We start from the raw sequence: 24,711 nt of genomic DNA, 5'->3' as shown, positions 1-24,711 counted from the left end.
CACTCGCTGCTCTTAAAAAGTAATTTTTCTGTTGTCACAAGTCAGAGCCTGTGACAGCTTTATTTGGCTTCAATCACATGCAGCATATTTGTTACAGCACCTTCCCGGGTCATATTGGTAGCAGGATCTCCAACCGTAAATACGATCAGGTCTCCTTTCTTTGCAAGCCGCTTTCTGCGGACAACGCTCATGGCCTGGGAAATAATATGCTCTGTGGAATCCTTCTCGTATCCTTTCAACGGTGTAACGCCCCATACAAGCTGAAGTCTATGCAGAATCGTATCATTGGGAGTAACAGCATAAATAGGAGCTTCCGGCCGGAAATTGGAAATCAGTCTGGCTGTTCTTCCTCCAAAGGTAGGAGTCACAATGGCCTTGGCCTTCAGATCTCTTGCAGTCTGCACTGCTGCCAGTCCCACAGCGCTGGACACTCTGCTCTCACCACACATATTGCGGTTATGGGTATAATCCTCATAATTCAGGTGAGGCTCTGTGGTCTGTGCAATCTCCACCATCATCTTCAGTGCTTCCAGCGGATATTTACCAGCTGCAGTCTCACCGGAAAGCATAATAGCATCTGTACCGTCGTAAATAGCATTGGCAACGTCTGCCACCTCTGCTCTTGTAGGACGTGGATTGCGAATCATGGAATCCAACATCTGGGTAGCAGTAATAACCGGAACATAGTTCTCATTGCACTTGCGGATGATCATTTTCTGGATATAAGGAACCTCACTAGGAGGAATCTCCACACCAAGATCACCTCTGGCAACCATAATACCATCTGCAGCCTTGATGATCTCATCAATATTTTCAACACCTTCGGCATTCTCGATTTTGGCAATGATTCCAATATCATGTCCGCCATTTTCATCCAAAAGCTGACGGATTTCTTTAATCGCTTTTGCATCACGGACAAAAGAAGCTGCAATATAGTCAAACTCCTGTGTAATTCCAAACAGAATATCATCTTTATCCTGCTCTGTAATTCCCGGAAGCTTCACATTCACATAAGGAACATTGATTCCTTTGCGCTCTCCAAGCTCGCCGCCGTTTAAGACACGGCAGACAATATCCCCATTCTTAATATTCTCAATCTCCAGTTCGATCAGACCATCATCAATCAGGATTTTGCCGCCTTTTTTCACATCTTTGTAAAGATTTTCATATGTGATGGCGACTCTGGTCTCATCTCCCTCTATATCACCGGTAGTAAGTGTAAATTCGCTTCCAGCCTCCAATGTAATCTTCTTATGATCCTTAAGAAGCTTGGTACGGATCTCCGGTCCCTTTGTATCAAGAAGCAGGGCAACCGGAATATTCAGTTCTTCCCGTAGGTTTTTGACCATGTCTACTCTTCCCCTGTGTTCTTCATGAGAACCATGGGAAAAATTAAAACGTGCAATATCCATTCCGGCACGCATCATAGCTCTTAAAGTATTTTTCTTACTGGATGCTGGTCCCATAGTACAGATAATTTTTGTTCTCTTCATAAGCAGTCTTTCCCTCTGTCTTTTCAGTCATTTGCTGGCTGCTGCCCACATCGTTCACAGCAGCCATGCGATGTTACCGGTTAACAATTACATTAATTTCATTTCACATGTGTATGTGTAAAAAGATGATCCTGGCAATACTCATAATTTCCATTGCATCTGGAACAAAAACGAAATTCCAGATTAGGATCATCAAGCTCAGTACGTCCGCAAATCGCGCATTTGTGCTTGGTCACACTGCCGCTGCCTGATTTCATACGTCCCTGGGGTTCCATTGCTCTGCGGAATTCATTTCTTCTGTGGATCTCCTTCGGGTTATACCGGCTGAAATCCTTTGTTCCAAAGTAAAAAATAATGAAATTCAACAGTGAAGCCACAATCGGGATCACCAGATACCATGCACCTGCCATAACGTACTGAATCATTTCATATACAACGATCACCACATAAAAAATTGCCATCCACTTCATCTTCACCGGAATGATAAACATAAGCAGAACCTGCATATCCGGATAACACATTGCATATGCAAGGAATGTGGACAGACTGATATAATAAGTAGAAAATACGTTTCCTACCAGAACATTTCCTCCGAGAAGGAAATACAGAATAAACGCTCCCAAAATTGTAAATATCACGCCCGAAAGAATATACAACGTATATTTAAAAGTTCCAATCGTCCGCTCCAGAGAAGTTCCAATTGGATAATAAAAGAACAGAACTGCAATTGCAAACCATAATACTCCGGAAGTGCTCGGTGGATACAGTACCCAGGTTACCAGTCTCCATACCTGTCCCCGCAGAATATACGCTGGTTCCAGGCTCAGCCAGTTCAGTATGCCTGGATTCACGATCATCAGTGCATAACCGATCACATAGCATACAATCATGTAAATTGTGAGATTGGGAATACCAAATCTTCCAAATTTTCGTTCCAGCTTATCAATAAATTTCATGTAATCCTCCTATTCAGAAAAATTTCTTCTTGGACAGAATCACAGCTGCCACAATACTCACCAGTATGGACAGCAATATCACCACTAAAAATCCCCATTTGTCAGCAGAAAACGGCATTCCCGAAGGGCTCAGGTTCATTCCATATGCACTGAACACAATAGTGGGAATACTCATTACAATCGTGATAACGGACAAAACCTTCATAACCACATTCAGGTTATTGGAAATAACCGAGGCAAAAGTCCCCATCATGCTGCTTAAGATACCGCTGTATATATTGGCCATCTCGATTGCCTGTTTATTCTCAATGATAACATCTTCCAGAAGATCCGTATCCTCCGGGTACTGCTTAATGCTCTCTACCTTCAGAAGCTTCTCCAGTACTACCTCGTTCGACCGAAGAGATGTAGTAAAATAAACCAGGGATTTCTCCAGTTCCAACAGTTCCATTAGTTCCTGATTACGGGTGGACATGTGGAGCTTCTCCTCCACCTGTTCACTTTTCTTATCTATAATACGCAGATAATGCAGGTACATAGTGGCATTGCGGTACAGGATCTGCAAAATGAATCTGGTTTTCATATAGGTAAAGAAATTACGTACTCTTCCCTCCATAAACCGGGTAAGCACCTGGGTATCCTCCAGACATACGGTAAAAATCATCTTCTTGGTAACAATAATACCAAGAGGGATAGTGCCATACCAGTCCTTGTCATTGCGTTCCTCGATCATAGGAACATCTACCAGGATCAGTGTATAATTATCTTCCACTTCAATACGAGAACGCTCTTCCTCATCCAGAGGAGCGCGAAGATCATCTACTTCGATTCCGAATCTTTCGGACATCTCAAAGATCTCAGTTGCAGTGGGATTGGTCATTGCAATCCAACAATCCTCCTGTGGCTCCTGAATCTCATGGATCGCACCCTCTATTGTCTTAAAAATCCTTACCACAAGCTGCACTCCTTCCAATCTCTTGCTTCTGTATAAAAACCAGCTGTCCCACTTTTCTGTCAGACAGGGCTCCTATCCTCAAAAATACACGCTTAATTATAATTTCTACAGGAAATTTTGTCAATTCTAATAGATTCGGTTTACAAATTTTTTGCATTTCGCTATAATGTCTTTAACATCACATTCATACTTTAATTCGGCACAGCAGTTTTCCCTCCACAACTGGCGATTGCTGCAGTCCGAAGAAGAAAGGATTTATGCCTATGAGTCAGTCAACATTTGGAAAAAAATTTACGGTAACTACCTGGGGAGAGTCCCACGGCAAGGCACTGGGCACCGTTGTAGATGGCGTTCCGGCAGGACTTTTCCTTACGGAGGCAGATATACAGGCTTATCTGGACAGAAGGAAGCCTGGCCAAAGCCGTTACACCACTGCCCGAAATGAAGGAGATGAAGTCGAAATCCTTTCCGGAGTCTTTGAGGGACAGACCACTGGCACCCCCATTTCCATGATCGTGCGGAACAAAGACCAACGTTCCCGGGATTACGGAAATATCGCGCAGACCTATCGTCCTGGACATGCAGATTTTGGGTTTGACAGTAAATATGGTTTTCGCGACTACAGAGGCGGTGGACGTTCCTCTGGACGTGAGACCATCGGCCGAGTTGCCGCAGGAGCCATTGCAGCCAGGATTCTGAAAGAACTTGGTATTACCCTGCAGGCCTACACCAGTTCCATCGGACCAGTCTCCTGCCACAGCTACCACCCTGAAATAATACCGGAAAACTCTTTCTATATGCCAGATATGGTTGCCGCAGAAAAAGCAGCCAAGTATCTGGAGAAATGCATGAAAGAGGAGGACAGTGCAGGCGGTGTTGTCGAGTGCCGTATAAGCGGCGTTCCTGCTGGCATTGGAGATCCTGTATTTGGAAAACTAGATGCAGCTTTTGCCCAGGCACTGATGTCTATTGGCGCCGTAAAAGCAGTGGAAATCGGCGATGGTGTAAAGGTTTCCACCATGAAGGGTTCCGAAAACAATGATGGCTTCCACATGGAAAATGGCAGAATTGTAAAGACCACCAACCACTCTGGAGGCATTTTAGGCGGAATCAGTGACGGCGGTGAAATTCTCCTCCGCGCCCACATCAAACCAACCCCATCCATTGCACAGCCTCAGCAGACTGTTACCACTACCGGCGAGAACACCTCCATCGAAATCAAAGGCCGCCATGATCCTGTGATCGTGCCCCGCGCCGTTGTAGTCGTGGAATCCATGGCCGCCATCACACTGGTAGATGCCATGTTCTCCAATATGAGTGCACGCATGGACTATGTAAAAAACTTTTATCTTTAAAATTCGTCAAAAAGGCAGTTACCTGAATCTTTCTCTCATTCAGATAACTGCCTTCATTATTTATATAATCTGTGAAAAAATTCACTATTCACACTAACGCGTGTTTGAAAAAATATACCTATGCCTCCAAATCCTCAATATCATTTCCATCCGGTACCGGCCAGATATTGATGCAGTTCGGAGTCTCGATCTTACGCGGCTTGCCTTTCATCATAATGATGTTCTTCTCATAGTCAACCTTGAAGGTGGTAATGCTGTTGCTGGAATGGTTGGCAACGGCAATGTGCTGGTTATCCGGGAAGATTACAAGGTCTTTCGGATAGTCACCACTTACTGGAAGAACAAGCTTGCGTTCCAGAAGTCCTGTCTCAGAATCCACTTCAAACATGCCCACTGTGTTCTCACCGGCTGTGGTGCAGAACAGGTGCTTGCCATCCGGTGCAAGTGCAAGTCCGGAAGCAGCATTGTGAGATACACCTCCATCCTCTTTCTTCGCCAGGGTAGAAATGCTCTGAAGCAGTTCAAATTCCGGAATATCTCCATTTCCGTTATAGCTATAAACCTTTATCTCATTGCTCAGCTCAAAAAGCACATATGCGAAACGTCCATCTGCACTGAAACGGATAATACGCGGTCCGCTCTCTCTCGGGCATCTTACAATATCAACCAGCTCCAGCTTATCTGTGCGCTTATTGATCCGGTAAACCTTGATCTGGTCAATTCCATTATCTACTGCGCAGAGATATTTATTATCCGGAGTAGGACGTACACAGTTTACGTGAGGACGGAAGTTACGCTCTGCAACACTTCCAAGACCAGTGTGGAAAACACCGTCCATAACACTTCCAAGACGTCCATCCTTATGAGTGTGTACAACGGTTACCTTTCCATCGTGATAACCTGCTACGTAAAGATATTTGCCATCTACGTCTGTAGCAAGGAAACAACCTCTCATGCCATCAATATCCACGCTGTTGATACGTGCCAAATCGCCATTATGATCACGCTTGAATACCGCAACGCCCTCATCCTCGATAGAATAAAGGTATTTTCCATTCTTGGATACCGCGGTATAAGACGCATTACTTACTTCCACTTCACTTCTCTCTGTGAGAGTACCTTCTTCCAGGTTCACGTCATAAACCTGAATTCCCTTGCTGGTTCCGTGAGTATAGGTTCCTACATAAGCCACATATTTCTTACCCATTTGTCTAGCCTCCTACAGTCTCTTTCTGGAAACCGTCCGTTCACGCTGTTCTTCCGATCTTTTTTACAGCGTAGCGGGTCACTGTGCAGCTCTGAATATTACTGCATTCTCTATATCAGTAAATCCTCTGCCACGGTTCATTTATTACAGCCGCATTTTATTACAGCAACTCGTATTCTGGTTTCTTTTATGTAATTGTGTCTAAATTATACCACACACATTTTCAAAGAACAAGCTTTACTGCATCCAGAGTTTCCATAATAATTTCATCTGTATGAGCCGCTGACAGGAACATGGCTTCAAACTGGGACGGAGCCATATGAATTCCCATATTCAGCATTTTTTTGAAATATTCTGCAAATGCCACTGTGTCAGAAGATTTTGCAGAAACATAATCGACAACAGGCTGTCCCGTAAAGAACAGGCTTCCAAGAGAGCCCACATAATTCATCTGGTAATTCAGACCTTTTTCTTTCACGATTTTTCCCATTCCACCGTAGAGAAGCTCTCCCTTTTTCTCCAGTTCCGTGTAAATTTCCTGATGGTCATACAAATATTTCAGCTGGGTAAGCCCGGCAGCCATAGCTACCGGATTTCCGCTTAAAGTACCTGCCTGATATACTTTTCCTGCCGGAGCAACCAATTCCATCACATCTCTTCTTCCGCCATATGCACCTACCGGCATTCCGGCACCAATGATTTTTCCATAAGTAACCAGATCCGGTGTTACACCAAAATACTGTGCTGCGCCGCCAAATGCAAGTCGGAATCCGGTAATCACCTCATCAAAAATAAGAAGGGCATGGTATTGGTCGCAAAGAGCGCGAAGTCCCTGCAGAAATCCTTCCCTTGGCGGAACTACGCCCATGTTGGCTCCAACTGCTTCCACGATCACTGCTGCCACCTGGCCATCTGCCTGCTGAAAAAGAGTCTCCACACTGCCAAGATCGTTGTAAGCTGCCAGCATAGTATCCTCTGTACAGCCTTTTGGAACACCGGCACTGTCCGGCACACCACTTGTCATCACACCGGAACCTGCGCTTACCAGCATGGCATCACTGTGTCCATGATAGCAGCCTGCAAATTTGATGATCTTATTTTTCCCCGTATAACCTCTTGCCACACGGATTGCACTCATAACAGCCTCTGTACCAGAATTGACCATTCGGACCATATCCACATGCGAGATTCTGTCACAGATAAATTCAGCCATTTCCACTTCAATCTCTGTAGCGCATCCAAAACTCAGGCCTTTTTCACATGCCTTCAGAACGCTTTCCCGTATTGCAGGAAAATTGTGTCCCAGGATCATTGGTCCCCAGGAATCTATGTAATCAATATAACGATTGCCATCTACATCATAAATATAGCAGCCATCTGCACGTTCAATAAATCTCGGTGCTTCTCCAATAGCGCCATATGCACGCACCGGACTGTTTACACCGCCAGGGATTCTTTTTACCGCTCTCTCAAAAAGCTTCTCAGACTTTGTCATTATCCGATTCTCCCTTCCTCCATCATTTTTGCAATTTCTTCTGCAAAATAGGTGATATAAATCTGTGCACCTGCACGATAAGCTCCCACCGCCATTTCTCCAACGATCCGCTCTTCATCGATCCAGCCCATCTTTGCTGCAGCCTTCACCATGGCATACTCACCGCTTACACTATAGGCAGCTACCGGAACATTCACAGCCTTGGAGATCTCAGATACCATATCAAGATAGGACATGGCAGGCTTCACCATAATAATATCAGCGCCTTCTTCAATATCCATAAGAGCTTCTTTCATTCCCTCTCTTCTGTTGTGGAAATCCATCTGATAGCTCTTGCGGTCTCCAAAAGCAGGAGCACTTCCGGCTGCATCGCGGAATGGACCATAGAACGCAGAAGCATATTTCACCGCATAAGACATGATCGGAATATTGGTATAACCGCCCAGATCCAGTTCTTTACGGATGGCAGCTACACGTCCGTCCATCATATCGGAAGGCGCGATCATATCAGAGCCAGCCTGCGCATGAGACAGAGCTGTTTTTGCCAGAAGCTCCAATGTCTTGTCGTTGTCAACATCATGGCCGCAAAGAACGCCGCAGTGACCGTGAGAGGTATATTCACACATACACACATCTGTCACATAATACATCTCTGGAAATCTGCTCTTTGCTTCCCGAAGTGCCTTCTGTACAATACCATCCTGAGCGTAAGCGCCGCTTCCGACTTCATCCTTATGATCCGGGATTCCAAAAAGCATAATGCTGTTTACTCCTGCTTTTTCCAACTGCTCCAGCTTATAGGGAAGACGGTCCAGGCTGTAACGGTACTGCCCTTCCATGGAAGGAATCTCTTCCTGGATTCCATTTCCTTCCATTACAAACAGCGGATAGATAAGAGAAGATTTGTCCATTCTGGTCTCTCTCACCATTTTTCGCAAATTTGCACTGCCCCTTAATCTTCTAGGTCTCTTAATCAGTTCCATTTTTCTTCACTCCTCTTCAGTGTCTCAACCAGTTCGATCAGACTGTCGATGGTTGCTTTTTCTGACATATATGTCTGCATTCCATAAGAATCCGCCGCTGCACGAGTCTGTTTCCCAATACATGCAGCACGAACCCTGGAATAATCAAGTCCTTTGGTACTCTCCACAAAGCCTTTCACTGTGGAAGCACTGGTAAATACAGCCAGGTCAATGGTGCCCTCTTCAAATTCTTTCTTCTCATTAATAAGAGGACTGCTTACATATCCGGTCTCATAAGTCGGAACATCATCCACCTGTGCACCTGTTTTTTTCAGTTCTTCTGCCAGCTCCCTGTTTCCAAGGGAGGCTCTTGGAATCAGAATCTTTTCTGTTCCATTTAAAAGAGCGCCAAGTTCTTTTCCAAGGGTATTTCCATCATAAACAGAAGGCATGAAATCCGGATAGATTCCTCTTTCCAGAAACTTCTTCTTTGTGCCCTCACCGATCACCGCGATTTTTGCATTTCCAAGAGAACGCAGGTCGATCTTCTTTTTCTCCATTTGCCTGAAGAAAACTTCCACGCCTGCAGGACTTGTAAATACCAGCCAGTCATAGCTGCGGATATGAGAAAAGGCCTGGTACAGTCTGCTCTGATCCTCCAGAGGGATAATACTGATGGATGGAAGTTCCAGTACTTCTGCACCTTTCTCCCGAAGAAGGGCCGCAGTTCTGGAAATATTCTCCTTTGGCCGGGTGACAAGGATCTTCCAGCCTGCCAGAGGTAATTTCTCATACCAGGCAAAATCATCTGCCAGAGTGCAGACCTTTCCTACCACAATAATGGCCGGTGTCTGGATCTTCGCCTGGTCAGCCGCGGCTTTCAGGGTACCAACAGTAGCCACCACTCGTTTCTGACCTGCTGTGGTTCCTTTGGACAAAACAGCGGCAGGCATATCCGGTTCCATACCAGCTTTCATAAGACCATTGCAGATATCCTCCATGGCAGTGATTCCCATAAGAAAAACAAGAGTTCCCTTTGTATGCACCAGTGCCCCAAAATCAATGTCGTACTCCATACCCTTGCGTTTATGTCCGGTGATAACATGGACAGAGGAACAGAAATCCCGATGTGTCACAGGAATCCCATTGTATGCAGGTACGGAAATCGGGGATGTCACACCAGGAACTATTTCATAAGGAATGCCCTCCTTTGTAAGAAGCTCCAGCTCCTCTCCTCCTCGTCCAAAGAGAAAAGGATCGCCGCCTTTCAGGCGTACTACCTTGTTGCCCTTTTTTGCCTCTTCAGCAAGAACCTGATTGATCTTCTCCTGGGACATGGTATGGTGGCCGGCACGTTTTCCCACGTTGATCAATTTTGCAGAAGCAGGAATTCTGGTCAGGATTCCCTGTCCTACCAGGCTGTCATAAACAACCACATCTGCCTGTTCCAGCACCTGGGCACCTTTCATTGTAAAAAGTCCCACATCTCCAGGACCGGCTCCCACTAGCCAGACTTTTCCCGGTTCTTTTTTGTTGTCTTCCTGCAAGCCAGACTCTTTGTATTCCACTTTGCAGCGCTCCTGCAGTTCTTTTGCAAGAGAAGTTCCCAGTTCTTCTGCATCTGAAGGATTTCCTGTTTTATATCCTTTCAGGTAATGTCCGGTTTCTTCCTCGTAATAAAGGCCGGTAAGTTTCAACTGACCATCTTTGATTTCTCCATAGGCTGCCACAGGAGAAGTACAGCCTCCGTTTAAATATTTCACAAAGGCACGCTCCGCTGCTGCCGCCTGGTGTGCCTGCAGATCGTCATATCCTTCCAGATATTCATAATCCAGCCCTTTTCTTCCCTGGACAGCCAGGATTCCCTGACCTGCTGCCGGAACCATTTCTTCTGTATCAAAATACCGGCTGATTCTTTTTTCAAGTCCCAGACGCTTCAACCCTGCGGCTGCAAGAACTAACCCTGCATAATCTCCGTTATCCAGTTTCTCCAGTCTTGTCTGAAGATTTCCGCGAATGCTTTTCACATTCATATCCGGATAAATTTCTTTCAGCTGCAGTTTTCTTCGAAGACTGGAACATCCGATGGGTTTGGACGGATCCAAAGTATGGCAGCCTTCTGGAAGAACCAGTACATCCCTTGCATCTTCACGTCTGGAAAAAGCAAGTATGGGAAGTTCCTCTGAGATTTCCATTGGCATATCTTTCAGACTATGAACTGACAACTGGCTTCTTCCTTCCAGAAGCGCCCGATCCAGTTCTTTTACAAACAGACCTTTTCCTCCGATTTTATCAAGTGTACGGTCCAGAATTTTATCACCTGTGGTCTTCATGGTAAGAATTTCCACATCTGTTTCCGGGTGCTTGCAGACAATATAGTCCCTCACCATCTGGCTTTGCAGTACGGCAAGCTTGCTCTCCCTGCTTCCGATCACAACTTTTTTATTCATAACTATCCTCATCTTTTTCCAGTTCTTCCAGAAGTGCCTGCATTTTTTCTCTTACTGCCTTAGCCTTTTTGTGATTGACACCGCTGGCCGTGATTCCCACTACAATATCATCCTTCAGACAAATTCCGGGAAAGTAAAAATCGCACAAATTCTTATCACTTGCAACATTTACATAAATTCCCTCTTCTTTACAGATACGGTAAATTTCCTCATTTAACTCACTGTTATTCGTAACAGCCAGCACCATATAAGCCATAGAGAAATCTGATTTTTTCACAGGGCGGGGCTGGATCTGAATTTTTCCCAGCTTGCCCAGTTCCCAGAGATCGGCTGTCATCTTCGGTGCGATTACTGTAATATTCCTGGTAAATAATAATAATGCTTTCACTCTTCTTGTGGCAATGGTTCCCCCACCCACTACCACAATATTCTTATCCGATAAATCCACATACAGTGGGAAATAACGCTTATTTTTCATATGTTTTCTCCAGTCCTGCTACACATTCCAGAAATGCCTGTTCATTCATGCTGTCCCTGAGTCCAAACAACATTTTGTTTACAACCTTTTCCATTGCACGGTCCACTGCACTCAACAGCTGCTCTTTTTCCTGCTCTTCCATATGAGTGTTTTTCAGAGGCTTCATAATTCTTAAATTAAAATCATTTACTGCATTTTCTTTAATTTCCTGTATACGCGGGATCAGATCTTTCCCTTCCAGCCATTTGAAAAATTCATCCATCTGCTCACGGACGATTTTTCCAGCTGCCTCCAGATGTTCCTGAAGCTCGGCAGGCTTCTCATCCGTTTTGAAGCTGTCCATGTCATATAAAGTCACACCTTCAAACCTGCCCACCTCTGGTTCAATATCTCTTGGAACCGCCAGGTCAATAAGTACAATGGTCTTCTCCAGTTCCAGATCCTCAAACAGCTCTTCGCGCAAAGTGAAGTTGGGACTTGCCGTGGCGCTTACCACAAGATCGCATTTTGGCAGATATTCCATTCGTTCTCCATAATTAATTCTTTTACAGCCAAAAGGAATGCTTACCATACCACTTCGGTACTGACGGACTGTTACCGTCACATCTGCTCCGCTCTCCATCAGGGTCTGAGCTGCCACCTTTCCCATCTCACCGTTTCCGATCACCATACAGACCTTTTCTTTTACTGAATAGCCTTGTTTTTCCAGCATTTGTATAGCCTGATGGATCACAGATGGATTTCCATGGGAAAATGGGACTTCTGTTTTGATCTTCTTGCCTGCTGTCACGGCCATTCGAAAAAGCACCTCCAGAGCTCCGTCTGTGGTAAAATGTTCTCTGGCAATTCCAAGGGCGTCCTTTACCTGCGTCAGGATCTGGTCTTCACCCAAAATCTGGGATTTCAGCCCTGATGCAAGATAAAACAGATGTTCTACAGCGTCATGACCTTCCCGTTTTATAAAATACTTCTCGTATTCCCTGTTCTGTATTTTTTTTAATCTGCAAAGCTCTTCATATAAAGAAATCTCAGTTTCCTCATCAACGCTTGCCCAGACTTCCAGGCGGTTGCATGTGGACAGGATAATGCAGCCGTTGATTCCAGGCTGCTCTTTTATTTTCTCCATTGCCTCTCCTGCATTTTTTCTGGTAAATGCAAATAAGGCTCTTATATCTATGGGAGCCATACTATGGTCGATTCCAATCATGGAAATACTCATCTTATGTAATTCTCCTTAAAAACATTTTGCTTTGGCGTTTTGTGTTTCTATCTTTTTTCCGCCACCGCTAATTTTACTAATTTGCAGGGAGATTGTCAATAAAACAACAATGAAAAACTTCCAGGCGGTTCGATTATGGGCTACTTATCCGTCTGGAAGTTTTCTTATATTCTTCTTATCTTTTCATTCCCTATGAGTGCCTCTAACCACCTGAATGCCTCTGTCTTCCAGCATTTCACAGATACGGGTTATTCTTGGGCACTCTTTTTTGCCGTCGATCAGACAACATACACCAACATGCATAACTTTTATGTCTTCACTGACCAGCCTGTCAATTTTTTCCAGAATTCCTTTGTCATCATCTGGTTCTGCAGGATTCATACTTTTACATCCATTGCATGTCATCATTGCTGCCAAACAGGTATCCTGGGAATATTCCTTAAAAAAGGCCTCCCGTTCCATAAAAGCCTTCAGACATCCCACCCTGGCACAGACATCGTTGGAATGAAGACAGGTCAAAGTTCCGATCTTTGTCATTTTTCTCACCTTTTAACTCTTGTGCCTGTTTATTTTATAAGAACAAAATATGCATTTTCCCCTGACTGTCATAGACAACTTCTGATTCCACCTTATAAATCCGTCGGATCAGCTCCGGTGTCAAAACTTCCCCAGGAGTACCCTCCCCCTCCAGAACACCGTCTTTTAAAACATAAATCCGGTCGCAGTATGCAGCTGCAATGTTCAGATCATGAATTGCAGAGATCACGGTAACATCCAGATTCTTTACCAGCTTCATCAGCATGATCTGATGAGTGATATCAAGATGATTGGTAGGCTCATCCAGGATCAGGGCAGGCGTCTGCTGTGCAAGGGCTCTTGCAAGAATCACGCGTTGCTGCTCGCCTCCTGATAAAGTGGAAAAGCTGCGGTCTGCAAATTTGTCCATCTGAACGATTTTCAGCGCTTCCTCTACGATCCGGTAGTCATCTGCATTGTCTCTTTCCAGAGTTTTTTTATGAGGCGCACGCCCCATCAAAACTACTTCTCTTGCGCTGAAATCAAAATTATAGTAATTGTGCTGGGCTACCACCGCCATTTTCTTTGCGGAGCTTTTTGCATTCATAGCATAAAGTTCTTCCCCATCAAGATATACAGCTCCGGAATCTGCCTTTAATACACGGTAAATACATTTCAGCAAAGTGGACTTTCCACTTCCGTTAGGTCCAATGATCCCCACCAATTCCTTATCTCTGGTTTCAATGGAAATTCCCTTAAGGATTTCTTTTGCCTGAAAATTTACCCGGATATTTTCTGTGGTTATTTTCATCCCTTTTTCCCTCCGAAACCATAAGATTTGCGAACCAGTAAATAGATAAAACAAGGCGCTCCAATAATGGAAACCAGAACACCGATAGGCATTTCTGAGTTTTTCAGGATCACACGGCACGCCACATCACACCATATCAGAAAGGAACTTCCAAGCAGAGCACTAAGGGGGATCAGGCGGCAGTGATCTGTTCCAAACAAGATTCTTACCACATGAGGAATCACCAGACCTACAAAACCGATCACTCCGGCACAATACACGGCAAATCCTACCATCACAGAAGAAAGAATCAGATATGCAGTCCGAAATCTGTGCAGATCTGTTCCCAGGGTAATAGATACTTCATCGCCCAACAGCATCAGATTCAAATTCCTGTACTGCGTCCAGAAAAGCACTACACACACCAGCGTCACAGGAAGCATCACACTTACCCTTGACCAGTTGGCCCCGGCAAGACTTCCCATGGTCCATTTCATAACCTCTGTGGCACCATTTTTGTCATTTGTTATGTAGATCACAAAATTGGAAAAAGCAGAACAGACTGCGCTGATTGCCATTCCTGCAAGAATCAGCTTCGCCGATGTTGCTTTGCCTCCCATATTGGCAATTGCAATAACCGCAAAGGATGTGAGCATGGCTCCTATAAATGCGCAAAGCCCTACGGAGTTTCCTCCAAGGAAGCTGCCGATTCCAAGCATGATCGCCAGAGTTGCCCCGAAAGAAGCACCAGAAGAAATTCCAAGTACATAAGGATCTGCCAAAGGATTCTGCACAATTGCCTGCATGACCACGCCACACACAGAAAGAGCCATACCTACCGCCAGTGCCAGAAGAACCCTTGGAAGCCGGATCAGCCATACAACATCATGAATGGCCCCCTCAGAGTAGGAGGCCATACTTTTTATGTGGAATATTTTGTACAGAATCACGCTGTATACATCTTTCAATGACAGATCTGCATTTCCAAATGTAACAGCTGCCAGAATGGAAAAAACCAGAAATGCGGCAAGTCCCACAAGAGCTGTTGCATAGATAGATGAACGAAAAATTTTCTCTTTTTTCACTGTTTTTTCCTCAATATATCCATTCCACAATCCAATTAATCAATTGCAACATCTGGATATAATCCCTTAGCAAATGTTTCCACTCCGTCCTGGGTACGGGTTGCACTTGCGTACATTTCGCTGAGCATAATTGGATATACACGGCCATTCTTTACTGCGTCAAGGCTCTGGAGGGCTTCATCATCCTGGATCACGGCCATCTGGCTTTCCAGAACACTCTGTGGATCGTCACCTGCATATGGCATGTATACCACAAAGATCACATCCGGGTTTGCTGCAATAATGTCCTCTTTTCCAACGGTAGAAGCATCTGGATTTGCAAGAGTTGCACCTAACTTGGTTACCATATCTCCTCCGAGACTGCTTGCGCCATAGTTTGTAATGTCCTCACCAAGTGGCTCAAGAACCATTACTGTAGGTTTCTCTTCTACATCTTTTGTTGCCTCAAGTGTGTTGTCAATTACAGCTTTGATATCGTCAACAATTGCTTCTGCCTTATCCTGTACGTCAAAAATCTTACCAAGGTTCAGAATATCTGTATATTCATTTTCCAGTGTTCTCTCACCGCCTGGACGGGTATTAGAGTTATAATAAGTGTTGCAGCCTTTATCGATCCAGTTGGTTACATTTCCAAGGTTCTTATCAGAAAACAGGGAACTCCAGGAAAGGATCATATCTGGCTCCAGCATAGTGACAGTTTCAAGGGATGGGGTAAATTCATCAAGATAATTTGTTTTAGAAAATGCTTCTTTCAGATCATCCGGAACTTCGTTGTCAAGACCTGCAGTTGCAACAAGGCGGTCCTCAAGTCCAAGTGCCAGCATTGTCTCAATGCTGCCCTGATATACTGCGATAACCTTTTCCGGTGCTTTTTCATAGATGGTTTCGATCTCGTTTCCATCGTAATCATAGGTGGTGATGGTTAAAGGATACTCGGTTCTGGTCTCACCCTCAGAAGCATCCTCTTCCTCGGAAGCATCTGCAGTCTCTTCGGCCGGCTGGTTATCCTCTTTGATGGTCTCAGAGTCTGCACGCTCTGCTGCATATACTGCAGGCGCTGCGGACATGGTCATAGCAGCAGCCATCATCATAGCCATGATTCTTGTAGTTAAAACTTTGTTTTTCATTTCTTTTCCTCTCTTTTCGTTTGTTTTCGTAACCGAAAAGATGGGGCTTCAAAAAGCGTCACTACTACCCGTGACTTAAAAGGCACTTTTTACGGAAGCTCCTCTTCTTACCTTCGTCAAGCAGGTTTCCTGACTCGCAGGTAGTAACAGCATGGCTTCCCTTCTCACGCATATACGCAATGGTTTTCATAAGCCAGCCTTCCTGTATACAGTGGCCGCAACCGTTCAGGCGTTGCACCTGATTCCCTCTCACAGCGAAATCGCCGTTCACTTAACTGGTATTCAATTACTTCAACAGTCTAGCATATCTCTTCTTTAAAAACAACAATATTATTACCAATTTGCAAATTTTTTGGTCAATTATCTGGCAGTTTTTATATGCTCTACAAACAGCCTCCGAATGCTTTCGTATTCGCCAAGACCCTTCAAAACAGTTTCTACTTTATAGCCTTTCGCTCCGATCACATTTTTCCAGGAATCCGCTTCCTCCCCTGCCATATCATTCTTGGCATGGTCACCTGCCACGATCATAAATGGTGCGATCACAACTTTCTTGGCATCGCTTTTCTCCAGCTGGTTCAAAGCCTGGTCAATTTCCGGATAACCCTCTACGGTTGCCACGATCACATTTTCATATCCCATATCTTTGAATCTGTAATCAAGAGCGGCATAAACCGTATTTGCATAATGCTCTGTTCCATGACCCATAAGCACAAGTGCAGTCTTCTTATCCTGAATTACAGGAAATACATCTGTAATTGTTTTTACCACATATGCATTGTCTTCTTCTGTGGTAAGCAGCGGATTGCCGAATTTCACAGACTGGAAGTGATTAGCAGCTGCAAGAACGTCTGCTTTCATAAGATCGTTCTCCACTCCATTCATTACGTGAGTTGGCTGAACGATCACCTCTTCGATTCCGTCCTGTGCCATGCGCTCCATAGCTTCTTTCACGTTATCATAATGAATGTGATCCCGTTTTTCAATCTTCGCCAGGATCATCTTGCTTGTCCAGGCACGATAAATCCTGTACTGGGGAAAAGCGGCTCCAATTGTCTCTTCAATTGCGTCAATAGTCACTTTTCTGGTATCCTCATGGCTGGTTCCAAAGCTTACCACAAGAATTGCTTTCTTGGTGAGATTACCCATTCTCTTACCTCCATAGTTTTATTTTTACACTGTAATTATAAGGTAAAAATAAATTTTTTCAACTCAATTTTTAATAGCTTTAGCGTCTTGTCCTTCCTTTTTATTTATGGTAAATTTTACCTTGGAGGTGTTACTTTTATATGAATAAAGAAAATCAGTCTAAGATCATAGAACTTGTAAGACAGACAAAGCCACTGATCTTTCAGGAAATGACACATGAAAAGGTTACAGAAAAAGGAGCTGCAGATTACGTCACAAACGTAGATGTAGCTGTGCAGAAGTATCTGAAAGAGGCGCTTGGAAATGAATTTCCGGATATCGCACTGATTGCCGAAGAGAAAGAGAACCTTGGGCTGGATCCGGATAAATCATACTGGATTCTGGATCCCATTGACGGAACCACCAATCTGATCCGGGATTATCACTTAAGTGCAGTTTCTCTTGGGCTTTATGAAAATGGGGAGATTACTTTCGGTGTAGTTTATAATCCATTTACAGAAGAGCTGTTCTACGGAGCAAAGGGAGAAGGCGCTTACCTGAACGGAGCTCCTATCCAGGTTTCTGACCAGCCGGAATTCAAGGACGCGGTTGTATCCTTCGGTTCTTCTCCTTATGAGAAAAACAGGGCAAAGGAATTGTTCCCGATATTTTATAATATCTTTATGAACTGTGCTGACTTCAGACGTACCGGTTCTGCTGCTCTTGATATCTGCTATGTGGCATGCGGAAGACAGCATGCTTATCTTGAGCAGAATCTGAAGCCTTGGGACTACAGTGGGGCATCCATTATTTTAAGGGAAGCAGGCGGCACCATCACAGACTGGGGAAATAAGGAGCTGCCTTATCTGGCGAACTCAGATATACTGGCTTGTGTGCCACAGTTCCGGGAGATTTTGCTGAAGCTTATAAATGCGTAACAAGGCTGCAACCAGTTCTCAAAAGTTCTAAGTTTTCATATAAACACGGACTTTAGCTCGTTGTCCGCAAAATGAAAGACACCACTTCAGATTTTTATACATATAAAATCTAATAAAAATTGTTAGGTTTTATAAATAATCTGTTAAGGTGTCTTTTTTATTTAAACATATCTGCTTATATTCTTCCGCTTTTATTCTGCTGTATATTCACGCACTCTCAAGGGAATACCAAGCTTCTCTGCCACTTTACGGCTTTTCTCAACATTTTCCTCGCCAATGCAGTCTACAACGGTAAATTTTACATTTTCTGTATACTGTTTGCAATCTTCTGCAAATTTCAACATGGCATCAAATGCTTTTTCCCCATAGGCCGGACGTACTACTTCATTGTAGGACTTTGCGTCTGGCATATTCAGACTGATGGAAACAATGTCTACAGCCTGACACACTTCCCTGGCTATAGAACGCTTATTGATCAGGTCACCAAGTCCATTTGTATTCAGACGTAACCGGATTCCCGGACAGAGCTTACCATCTCGGTCTAAATGTGCCGGATATTTACTTCTTACATATTTGCTGACTGCGATCAGCTTATCCAATGCCATAGTCGGCTCGCCGTACCCGCAGAAAACAGCTTCTTTGTAACCGGAAAAATCAAACGCATCGATTGCCTTGTAGATTTCTTCCATTGTAGGTTCTTTCTCAAACCATAATGTCTTTGCACTACCTACAGAATCACCGTTGTTACGGATGCAGAAGGTACAGTTGCAGGGACATTTATTAGTTAAATTAAAATACACTTCATGATTATAACAATAAACAATATCAGCCATTATTCACTCGCTCCTTCATAATTCATGTTACTCTTCTCGCCATTCACAGCAGCTGTTTCATTTTTCTATTTTACACAATTCTTCAAGATATTTCTCGAAGCAGACCCCGTCATTTCGATCCGTGCCCTCCTGTACAGTTTCCGCAATTGCTTTGGAAAGGAAATTTACTGCCAGCTCTACACAAGTCATCATAGACATTCCCTTCACTAACCCTGCACTGAGTACAGAGGCAAACAGATCACCGGTTCCCGAATAGCTGCCCCCGGTCTTTGGGGCAAAACACCAGTAGACCTGACCATTTTCCACCACCAGATTTCCCATCTGCATAGAGTTCTTCTTATTCCTATCTGAAATTAGCGCAGGTGCTGCTTTCTGCTCTTTCACATATTCGATTCCCGTAATTACAGCTGCCTGTAAACAATATTCATTTGCCAGCTTCTCGCCGATTTTTTCAATCTGCTCCAGACGTTTCTCCCCATCCAGTTCCATAAGCCCTGCATATCTTTTTTCCATCTCTTCTTTCCCATACAAAAGAAGCAATGCTTCTGTCAGATTAGGGGTGATCACCTGTGCGCTTCTCACCAGCTGGACCATCCGTTCCCGCAAACCTTCTGTATAAATCCCATAAGCACCGCCATTATCTCCCATAACCGGATCCACCAGCACCACGGTCTTCTCTTTCCGGAATCTTCTGAGAAAATCCAGGATCTTATCTGCCTGCTCCTCGTCAGCCAGAAATCCTGTATAAATTCCATCCGGGGAAAATCCCCGTTTCTCCCATTCATCCATGATCTGTTCCATGTGCTCTGTATAATTGTCACAGTAATAGGAAGGATAACCGGTCTGGTTGCTGAGTACTGCTGTTGGCAGCGGTACAGCCTGCACGCCCATCACCGAGATCACCGGAATTGCCGCTGTCAGGGAACATTTTCCAAGCCCTGACAAATCCTGAATTACCGCTATTTTTTTCAAATATATCACTCCTGATTTTTATTGTAAATTTTTCGTTTATATTATAAAATATCATCTAAGTGTATGTACAGAAATATCCAAATTCAACTTTTTTAGAAGGGACAGTTTTATGTTAGACATTGAAAAGAATCAAAACCGCACTACGCATCTTTATATGGAAGTTTACGAATACTACCGGAAACTGATCCTGGATGGGAAAATGACACCCGGAAGCAAAATGCCTTCTCTCCGCAAGTGTTCCCAGGAGCTGAAGCTTTCCCGCACTACTATTGAAACTGCCTATCTTCAGCTTGCCGCAGACGGCTACATTATGGCAAAAGCCCAAAGCGGCTATTATGTCACAGAGATTGCCTCCCACCAGCATAAAAACAACCAGCCGGGTACTCATAAAGAAACTCATTACCGCTATGACCTGGCATCTTCAGGTGTAGATAAAGAAAGCTTTCGTTTTGACCTGTGGAGCCGTTACATGAAAAGCGCCCTCCGGCAGAATGAACGCATGCTGACCTATGGCGAACCCCAGGGGGAAGCGGATTTCCGGGAAACTTTGTCAGATTACATCCGTGAGAGGCGGAACATTCTTTGTTCACCGGATGATATTGTAGTAGGCGCCAGTTTCCAAAGCCTGCTGCAGATTCTCTGTCCTCTTATCCATGAAGTATATCCGGAATTTCACCGGGTATCCTTTCCAACCCCTTCTTTCGTTCACGGAAGCACAGTTTTCGGGGACTATGGATATGAGATCTGTTACCGTAACAAAGACTGTGATGTGGTCTATGTTTCTCCTGCACACATGACAAAGTGGGGCGAAATCATGCCGGTAAAGCGCCGTCTGGAGCTTTTGAAATATGCAGATGAACGCCATCATCTGGTAATCGAAGATGATTTCGAAAACGAATTTGTCTATTTCCAGAAGCCTACACCCTCCCTTTTCGGACTCTCCGGAGGACAGGGCGTAGTTTACATTGGTTCATTTTCCAGATTGCTGCTGCCTTCTATCCGTATCAGCTTTATGATCCTGCCTCCTGAGCTTCTCAATGCTTATAAAAAGAAAGCCGGATTTTACAACCAGACTGCTTCTAAAGCAGAACAGATTGCTCTGTGTCAATTTATCCGGGACGGTCATCTTGCTGCACAGACCAGAAGGCTGAAACGACTTTATTCTTCCAAATTAAAACAGCTTCGCAGCTCAGTCCGTCAGGTATTTGGCACTGGCTGTCAGATTCAGGTGGGCGCAGCCGGTACCAGTCTGGCTCTTACTTTGCCTTATGAAAAAAGCGGGGATGAATTAAAAAAACAGGCTTCTGAAAAAAGCCTGCATTTACAAATTCTAAAAGAAAGTGAGAAAGATGTGACGGTACTTATGTCCTGCTCCTCCATACCAGTACAGGATTTCGTCCCGGCCTGCGAACTGCTGAAGTCTGTAGTTTTGAACTAAACGGACAGCGTATACTTTGCCATTTACCACAGACAGAGTATACGCTGTTTTTTATCCCCGGTTGTTGTCGATCATATACAGCAAGGCATTGCAGATGCACGCTGCGATATTTGATCCGCCCTTACGCCCGCGGGCTACAATATACGGCACATCTGTATGCATGATCAGTTCCTTGGACTGCACCACATTCACAAACCCTACCGGCACACCGATGATCAGCTCCGGATTCAGTTTTTTCTCCTCGATCAGCTCATAAAGGCGAACCAGTGCTGTAGGTGCATTTCCAATGGCAAAGATCAGCTTTTTATCCACCCCGGCCGCCTTGTCCATGCTTGCCGTGGCACGGGTGGAACCATTTTCTTTCGCAATCTTCGCCACATCCTCATCTGACATAAAGCAGTAAACCTCACCGCCATACCTTGCAAGGGCGCGTTTATTGATTCCTGCTTTTGCCATCTGGGTATCGGTTACAATACAGGCGCCATCTTTAATTGCCTGAATCGCTTTTTCCACTGCGTTTTCGGAAAAACAAAGATTTTTCGCATAATCGAAATCAGCGCTTGTGTGAATACATCTCTTTACCACCAGCTCTGTTCCCGGGAGCAGAGGGGTATCACCAAGCTCCTCTGTGATAATCTCAAAGCTTCTTTTCTCTATGTCCATTGGTTTTACATTTTCCAGTTCTACCTTCATATTTATACCCCCTCTTCCAGGATTTCATATATTTTCTTCATATCCAGATGTTTCCGGAGCTCTGCTGCCAGAATATCATACTGGGTTTCCTTAAATGCCTGAAAATCCATTCCAGTCATTCCGGATACGTCCAGCCCTTTCTTTTCTCCAATGATTTGTACAATTGCCTCAGCTACTGCCTCTTTATCGAAAACACCATGGACATAAGTTCCGCACACATTGTCAAGATAAGCACCATCCGCCTTTCTCTCTCCGGTTACGCTATCCTGAATATTTGTAGATGGCTTTGCATCTCCCTTCAGGGCAGTCTCACCCATATGGATCTCATATCCTTCCAGAGCAGTATCACTAAGCTTTGCAAACGCACCAGTCAGCTGGCTAAAGGAGCCTTCCACTCTGGTTCTGGTCTTTTTCCTGGCAAAAACGGTATCCATTGGAAGAAGGCCCATACCTTTGATCGTTCCGCCAGCTTCCACTCCATGAGGATCGCTTAAAGTTTCGCCCATCATCTGATAGCCGCCGCAGATTCCAAAGATCAGCTTTCCTTTCGCAGCCTCCTTCAGGATCAACGCTTCCAGGCCATTTTCTCTCATCCACAGAAGATCTTCCATTGTATTTTTGGTTCCAGGCAGAATGATCATATCCGGATTGCCAAGCTCTGATGGATTTTTTACATAGCGAAGGGAAACTCCCTGAATACTCTCCAGCGGATTAAAATCTGTGAAATTAGAAATTCTGGGCACTCGGATCACCGCAATGTCAATCATGTCTACTGTCCGTTTTGTCTCAAAGCGTTCCGTCAGGCTGTCCTCATCCTCCACCTGAATATTCAGATAAGGAGCTACGCCTACAACCGGAATGCCGCTTCTCTCCTCCAGCATTTCCACCCCAGGATCCAGAATAGTTTTGTCTCCACGGAATTTATTGATGATCAGACCTTTTACCATCTCCTTTTCATCTTCTTCCAGAAGCATGACAGTTCCGATCAGCTGGGCAAAAACACCGCCACGGTCAATATCTCCCACCAGAAGAACCGGAGCCTTTGCCATTTTCGCCATACCCATATTTACGATATCATCACTTTTCAGATTGATTTCCGCCGGACTTCCGGCTCCCTCTATAACAATAATATCATTTTCTGCTGCAAGAGCATTGTAAGCCTTCATAATATCCGGCACCAGTTTTTTCTTATATTTGAAATAATCTCTGGCGCTCATGTTTCCCAGAACCTCACCGTTTACGATCACCTGGGAGCCTACATCGTTTGTAGGCTTTAAAAGAACAGGATTCATCAGAACAGAAGGAGCAATTCCGGCTGCTTCTGCCTGCATCACCTGGGCACGTCCCATTTCCAGACCTTCTTTTGTGATAAAAGAATTCAACGCCATATTCTGGGACTTAAAAGGTGCCACACGGTACCCGTCCTGTTTAAAAATTCTGCAAAGGCCTGCTGCCAGAAGGCTTTTTCCGGCATTGGACATTGTCCCCTGCACCATGATTGCTTTTGCCAAAATGTGTTCCTCCTTTTATAAAATCACATTTTCAACTTTGGTTCTATCTATTTCTTTCTATTTCTTTCAATGCCCTGACAAGCTGCTGATTTTCTTCATGTTCCTTCACCGCAACCCTGTAATATCCTTTGGAAAGTCCGGTATAATTGCTGCAATCGCGTATCAGGATCTTCTTCTGCTCCAGCTTCTCATACAAATCCAGCGGACCAGTAAAAAACACATAATTTGCCTGAGATGGGTAAACCGGATAACCAAGAGCAGTCAATTGCTCTTTCAGGTAAGCCAGCTCTTCAAATGTCACCTGTCTGCCCTTTTCTACATATTCCGTTTCCTGTAATGCAGCCAGACCTGCTGCCTGTGCCATGGAAGAGACATTCCAGGGCTGACATACACCTTCTATTTTTTCCAGAAGTCCTTTATTTCCGCAAAGACCATAGCCAAGTCTCACACCTGCCATAGCATAGCGCTTTGTAAAAGCTTTCAGAAGAAACAGATTGTCATAGGTTTCCAGATATTCTTTTAGCGTATATTTTTCTGGTGATGGAACGAAATCCAGGAAACATTCATCCACCGCCATAAGAATATTAAGCTCCTGACAACGCTTCAGAATTTTTTCCAGCAATGGTTTTTCCACCAGAAGCCCGGTTGGATTATTGGGATTACACAGGAAAATAATGTCAATCTCTTCTGTCAATGCCTGTAAGAAGTTTTCCTCCAGCACAAACCTCTTTTTCCCATCCAGGAGAAAAAACTCTACCTGGCAATCTACACTATATAATGCCTGCTGGTATTCTGCAAAAGTCGGAGCCGGCACCAGAGCCCGTCTTGGATTCACCGCCCGGCAAAGGGAAAAGATCACCTCTGCAGCGCCGTTTCCGCAGATCACCTGATCCGGCTTCGTATTCTCATATTCTGCAATGGCTTTTTTTAAGGGAGTGCAGCCTACCTGGGGGTAGTCATTTATATGCTCCAGACTTTCAATGATCGCTTTTTTGATTCCCTCCGGGGTGCCAAGAGGATTGCAGTTTGCTGAAAAGTCAATGCACCCCTGATGATGATACACATCACCGCCATGTATGTGTTTTTCCATTGTTGTCTCCATTCAAGTAA

At 44.5% G+C, this 24,711-nt stretch carries 22 protein-coding genes and 1 riboswitch; of the genes, 3 read left to right on the top strand and 19 right to left on the bottom strand.

Annotation, left to right across the window (positions count from 1 at the left end):
• Positions 1-59: 59 nt before the first annotated feature.
• The 3 genes from pyk to I2D69_RS08605 all read right to left on the bottom strand — a co-directional run bounded on the left by pyk (position 60) and on the right by I2D69_RS08605 (position 3,404).
• On the bottom strand, positions 60-1,493 hold the full coding sequence (gene pyk / locus I2D69_RS08615; protein WP_118580012.1) for a pyruvate kinase: 1,434 nt from the start codon (positions 1,491-1,493) through the stop codon (positions 60-62).
• Between the two features lie 98 nt (positions 1,494-1,591).
• Positions 1,592-2,449, bottom strand: a complete 858-nt coding sequence (locus tag I2D69_RS08610) for a hypothetical protein (RefSeq protein WP_118580009.1) — start codon at positions 2,447-2,449, stop codon at positions 1,592-1,594.
• Between the two features lie 13 nt (positions 2,450-2,462).
• Positions 2,463-3,404 (bottom strand): magnesium transporter CorA family protein, encoded by a 942-nt coding sequence (locus I2D69_RS08605; protein WP_148462836.1) that lies wholly within the window; start codon positions 3,402-3,404, stop codon positions 2,463-2,465.
• Positions 3,405-3,667: 263 nt separating this feature from the next.
• Here I2D69_RS08605 and aroC point away from each other — a divergent pair, with 263 nt between their 5' ends.
• A complete protein-coding gene (aroC, locus tag I2D69_RS08600; RefSeq protein WP_195379745.1) occupies positions 3,668-4,759 on the top strand; it encodes a chorismate synthase in 1,092 nt (363 codons plus the stop codon).
• Between the two features lie 118 nt (positions 4,760-4,877).
• Here aroC and I2D69_RS08595 read toward each other — a convergent pair whose 3' ends face one another.
• The 11 genes from I2D69_RS08595 to I2D69_RS08545 form a co-directional block, all read right to left on the bottom strand.
• Complete coding sequence (locus I2D69_RS08595; RefSeq protein WP_195379744.1) at positions 4,878-5,966, bottom strand: lactonase family protein; 1,089 nt, start codon at positions 5,964-5,966, stop codon at positions 4,878-4,880.
• Between the two features lie 223 nt (positions 5,967-6,189).
• Positions 6,190-7,461 (bottom strand): glutamate-1-semialdehyde 2,1-aminomutase, encoded by a 1,272-nt coding sequence (gene hemL / locus I2D69_RS08590; RefSeq protein WP_195379743.1) that lies wholly within the window; start codon positions 7,459-7,461, stop codon positions 6,190-6,192.
• Entirely contained in the window at positions 7,461-8,444 is a 984-nt protein-coding gene (gene hemB / locus I2D69_RS08585) for a porphobilinogen synthase (RefSeq protein ID WP_195379742.1), read from the bottom strand. Before hemB ends, hemL begins: the two co-directional genes overlap by 1 nt.
• Entirely contained in the window at positions 8,435-10,873 is a 2,439-nt protein-coding gene (gene hemC / locus I2D69_RS20950) for a hydroxymethylbilane synthase (RefSeq protein ID WP_195379741.1), read from the bottom strand. Before hemC ends, hemB begins: the two co-directional genes overlap by 10 nt.
• Positions 10,866-11,351 (bottom strand): bifunctional precorrin-2 dehydrogenase/sirohydrochlorin ferrochelatase, encoded by a 486-nt coding sequence (locus I2D69_RS08575; protein WP_148462846.1) that lies wholly within the window; start codon positions 11,349-11,351, stop codon positions 10,866-10,868. Before I2D69_RS08575 ends, hemC begins: the two co-directional genes overlap by 8 nt.
• A complete protein-coding gene (hemA, locus tag I2D69_RS08570; RefSeq protein WP_195379740.1) occupies positions 11,341-12,570 on the bottom strand; it encodes a glutamyl-tRNA reductase in 1,230 nt (409 codons plus the stop codon). Before hemA ends, I2D69_RS08575 begins: the two co-directional genes overlap by 11 nt.
• 183 nt (positions 12,571-12,753) lie before the next feature.
• Entirely contained in the window at positions 12,754-13,107 is a 354-nt protein-coding gene (locus I2D69_RS08565; RefSeq protein WP_173769685.1) for a CGGC domain-containing protein, read from the bottom strand.
• A gap of 34 nt (positions 13,108-13,141) precedes the next feature.
• Positions 13,142-13,897, bottom strand: coding sequence for an ABC transporter ATP-binding protein (locus tag I2D69_RS08560; RefSeq protein ID WP_195379739.1), 756 nt, complete (start codon positions 13,895-13,897; stop codon positions 13,142-13,144).
• Complete coding sequence (locus tag I2D69_RS08555) at positions 13,894-14,961, bottom strand: iron ABC transporter permease (protein ID WP_227198919.1); 1,068 nt, start codon at positions 14,959-14,961, stop codon at positions 13,894-13,896. Before I2D69_RS08555 ends, I2D69_RS08560 begins: the two co-directional genes overlap by 4 nt.
• 35 nt (positions 14,962-14,996) lie before the next feature.
• A complete protein-coding gene (locus tag I2D69_RS08550) occupies positions 14,997-16,088 on the bottom strand; it encodes an ABC transporter substrate-binding protein (protein WP_227198920.1) in 1,092 nt (363 codons plus the stop codon).
• 101 nt (positions 16,089-16,189) lie between these two features.
• A riboswitch (cobalamin riboswitch) is annotated at positions 16,190-16,378 on the bottom strand.
• Positions 16,379-16,448: 70 nt separating this feature from the next.
• Positions 16,449-17,237, bottom strand: a complete 789-nt coding sequence (locus I2D69_RS08545; protein WP_173769683.1) for a sirohydrochlorin cobaltochelatase — start codon at positions 17,235-17,237, stop codon at positions 16,449-16,451.
• A gap of 140 nt (positions 17,238-17,377) precedes the next feature.
• Between I2D69_RS08545 and I2D69_RS08540 the strand changes: the two genes are divergently transcribed.
• Positions 17,378-18,154, top strand: a complete 777-nt coding sequence (locus I2D69_RS08540) for an inositol monophosphatase family protein (protein WP_195379738.1) — start codon at positions 17,378-17,380, stop codon at positions 18,152-18,154.
• A gap of 191 nt (positions 18,155-18,345) precedes the next feature.
• On the opposite strand, the gene I2D69_RS08535 is transcribed toward I2D69_RS08540, so the two are convergent.
• Together I2D69_RS08535 and I2D69_RS08530 are read right to left on the bottom strand one after the other, a co-directional pair.
• Complete coding sequence (locus I2D69_RS08535; protein ID WP_195379737.1) at positions 18,346-18,987, bottom strand: TIGR04100 family radical SAM protein; 642 nt, start codon at positions 18,985-18,987, stop codon at positions 18,346-18,348.
• Positions 18,988-19,044: 57 nt separating this feature from the next.
• Positions 19,045-19,959 carry a pyridoxamine kinase gene (locus tag I2D69_RS08530; RefSeq protein WP_195379736.1) on the bottom strand — a complete coding sequence of 305 codons (915 nt, stop codon included), beginning with the start codon at positions 19,957-19,959 and terminating at the stop codon, positions 19,045-19,047.
• A gap of 109 nt (positions 19,960-20,068) precedes the next feature.
• Between I2D69_RS08530 and I2D69_RS08525 the strand changes: the two genes are divergently transcribed.
• Positions 20,069-21,397, top strand: coding sequence for a PLP-dependent aminotransferase family protein (locus tag I2D69_RS08525; protein ID WP_148462861.1), 1,329 nt, complete (start codon positions 20,069-20,071; stop codon positions 21,395-21,397).
• A gap of 51 nt (positions 21,398-21,448) precedes the next feature.
• Here the strand turns inward: I2D69_RS08525 and I2D69_RS08520 are convergent, their stop codons facing one another.
• Genes I2D69_RS08520 through I2D69_RS08510 form a run of 3 tightly spaced genes read right to left on the bottom strand, consistent with a single transcriptional unit; the run spans position 21,449 to position 24,691 of the window.
• Positions 21,449-22,090, bottom strand: coding sequence for a precorrin-8X methylmutase (locus tag I2D69_RS08520; protein WP_195379735.1), 642 nt, complete (start codon positions 22,088-22,090; stop codon positions 21,449-21,451).
• A gap of 2 nt (positions 22,091-22,092) precedes the next feature.
• Positions 22,093-23,601 carry a cobyric acid synthase gene (locus tag I2D69_RS08515; RefSeq protein ID WP_187565981.1) on the bottom strand — a complete coding sequence of 503 codons (1,509 nt, stop codon included), beginning with the start codon at positions 23,599-23,601 and terminating at the stop codon, positions 22,093-22,095.
• A gap of 43 nt (positions 23,602-23,644) precedes the next feature.
• Positions 23,645-24,691: an aminotransferase class I/II-fold pyridoxal phosphate-dependent enzyme gene (locus tag I2D69_RS08510; RefSeq protein ID WP_195379734.1), complete on the bottom strand. Its 1,047-nt coding sequence runs from the start codon at positions 24,689-24,691 to the stop codon at positions 23,645-23,647.
• Positions 24,692-24,711: the final 20 nt, after the last annotated feature.

Source organism: Ruminococcus sp. D54t1_190329_F1 (assembly GCF_015551645.1).
Classification (GTDB): Bacteria; Bacillota; Clostridia; order Lachnospirales; family Lachnospiraceae; genus Blautia_A; species Blautia_A faecis.
Note: the sequence above shows the minus strand (reverse complement) of the source record. Positions and strands in the feature narration are given on the sequence as shown.

Bases quoted from the DNA above. Each gene is read 5' to 3' on its own strand.
- hemC (WP_195379741.1), bottom strand. From the start codon at position 10,873: ATGAATAAAAAAGTTGTGATCGGAAGCAGGGAGAGCAAGCTTGCCGTA.
- hemL (WP_195379743.1), bottom strand. From the start codon at position 7,461: ATGACAAAGTCTGAGAAGCTTTTTGAGAGAGCGGTAAAAAGAATCCCT.
- I2D69_RS08610 (WP_118580009.1), bottom strand. From the start codon at position 2,449: ATGAAATTTATTGATAAGCTGGAACGAAAATTTGGAAGATTTGGTATT.
- hemB (WP_195379742.1), bottom strand. From the start codon at position 8,444: ATGGAACTGATTAAGAGACCTAGAAGATTAAGGGGCAGTGCAAATTTG.
- I2D69_RS08545 (WP_173769683.1), bottom strand. From the start codon at position 17,237: ATGGGTAATCTCACCAAGAAAGCAATTCTTGTGGTAAGCTTTGGAACC.
- I2D69_RS08565 (WP_173769685.1), bottom strand. From the start codon at position 13,107: ATGACAAAGATCGGAACTTTGACCTGTCTTCATTCCAACGATGTCTGT.
- I2D69_RS08560 (WP_195379739.1), bottom strand. From the start codon at position 13,897: ATGAAAATAACCACAGAAAATATCCGGGTAAATTTTCAGGCAAAAGAA.
- I2D69_RS08510 (WP_195379734.1), bottom strand. From the start codon at position 24,691: ATGGAAAAACACATACATGGCGGTGATGTGTATCATCATCAGGGGTGC.
- pyk (WP_118580012.1), bottom strand. From the start codon at position 1,493: ATGAAGAGAACAAAAATTATCTGTACTATGGGACCAGCATCCAGTAAG.
- I2D69_RS08520 (WP_195379735.1), bottom strand. From the start codon at position 22,090: ATGAAGGTAGAACTGGAAAATGTAAAACCAATGGACATAGAGAAAAGA.
- I2D69_RS08595 (WP_195379744.1), bottom strand. From the start codon at position 5,966: ATGGGTAAGAAATATGTGGCTTATGTAGGAACCTATACTCACGGAACC.
- I2D69_RS08540 (WP_195379738.1), top strand. From the start codon at position 17,378: ATGAATAAAGAAAATCAGTCTAAGATCATAGAACTTGTAAGACAGACA.
- I2D69_RS08550 (WP_227198920.1), bottom strand. From the start codon at position 16,088: ATGAAAAACAAAGTTTTAACTACAAGAATCATGGCTATGATGATGGCT.
- I2D69_RS08525 (WP_148462861.1), top strand. From the start codon at position 20,069: ATGTTAGACATTGAAAAGAATCAAAACCGCACTACGCATCTTTATATG.
- hemA (WP_195379740.1), bottom strand. From the start codon at position 12,570: ATGAGTATTTCCATGATTGGAATCGACCATAGTATGGCTCCCATAGAT.
- aroC (WP_195379745.1), top strand. From the start codon at position 3,668: ATGAGTCAGTCAACATTTGGAAAAAAATTTACGGTAACTACCTGGGGA.
- I2D69_RS08575 (WP_148462846.1), bottom strand. From the start codon at position 11,351: ATGAAAAATAAGCGTTATTTCCCACTGTATGTGGATTTATCGGATAAG.
- I2D69_RS08535 (WP_195379737.1), bottom strand. From the start codon at position 18,987: ATGGCTGATATTGTTTATTGTTATAATCATGAAGTGTATTTTAATTTA.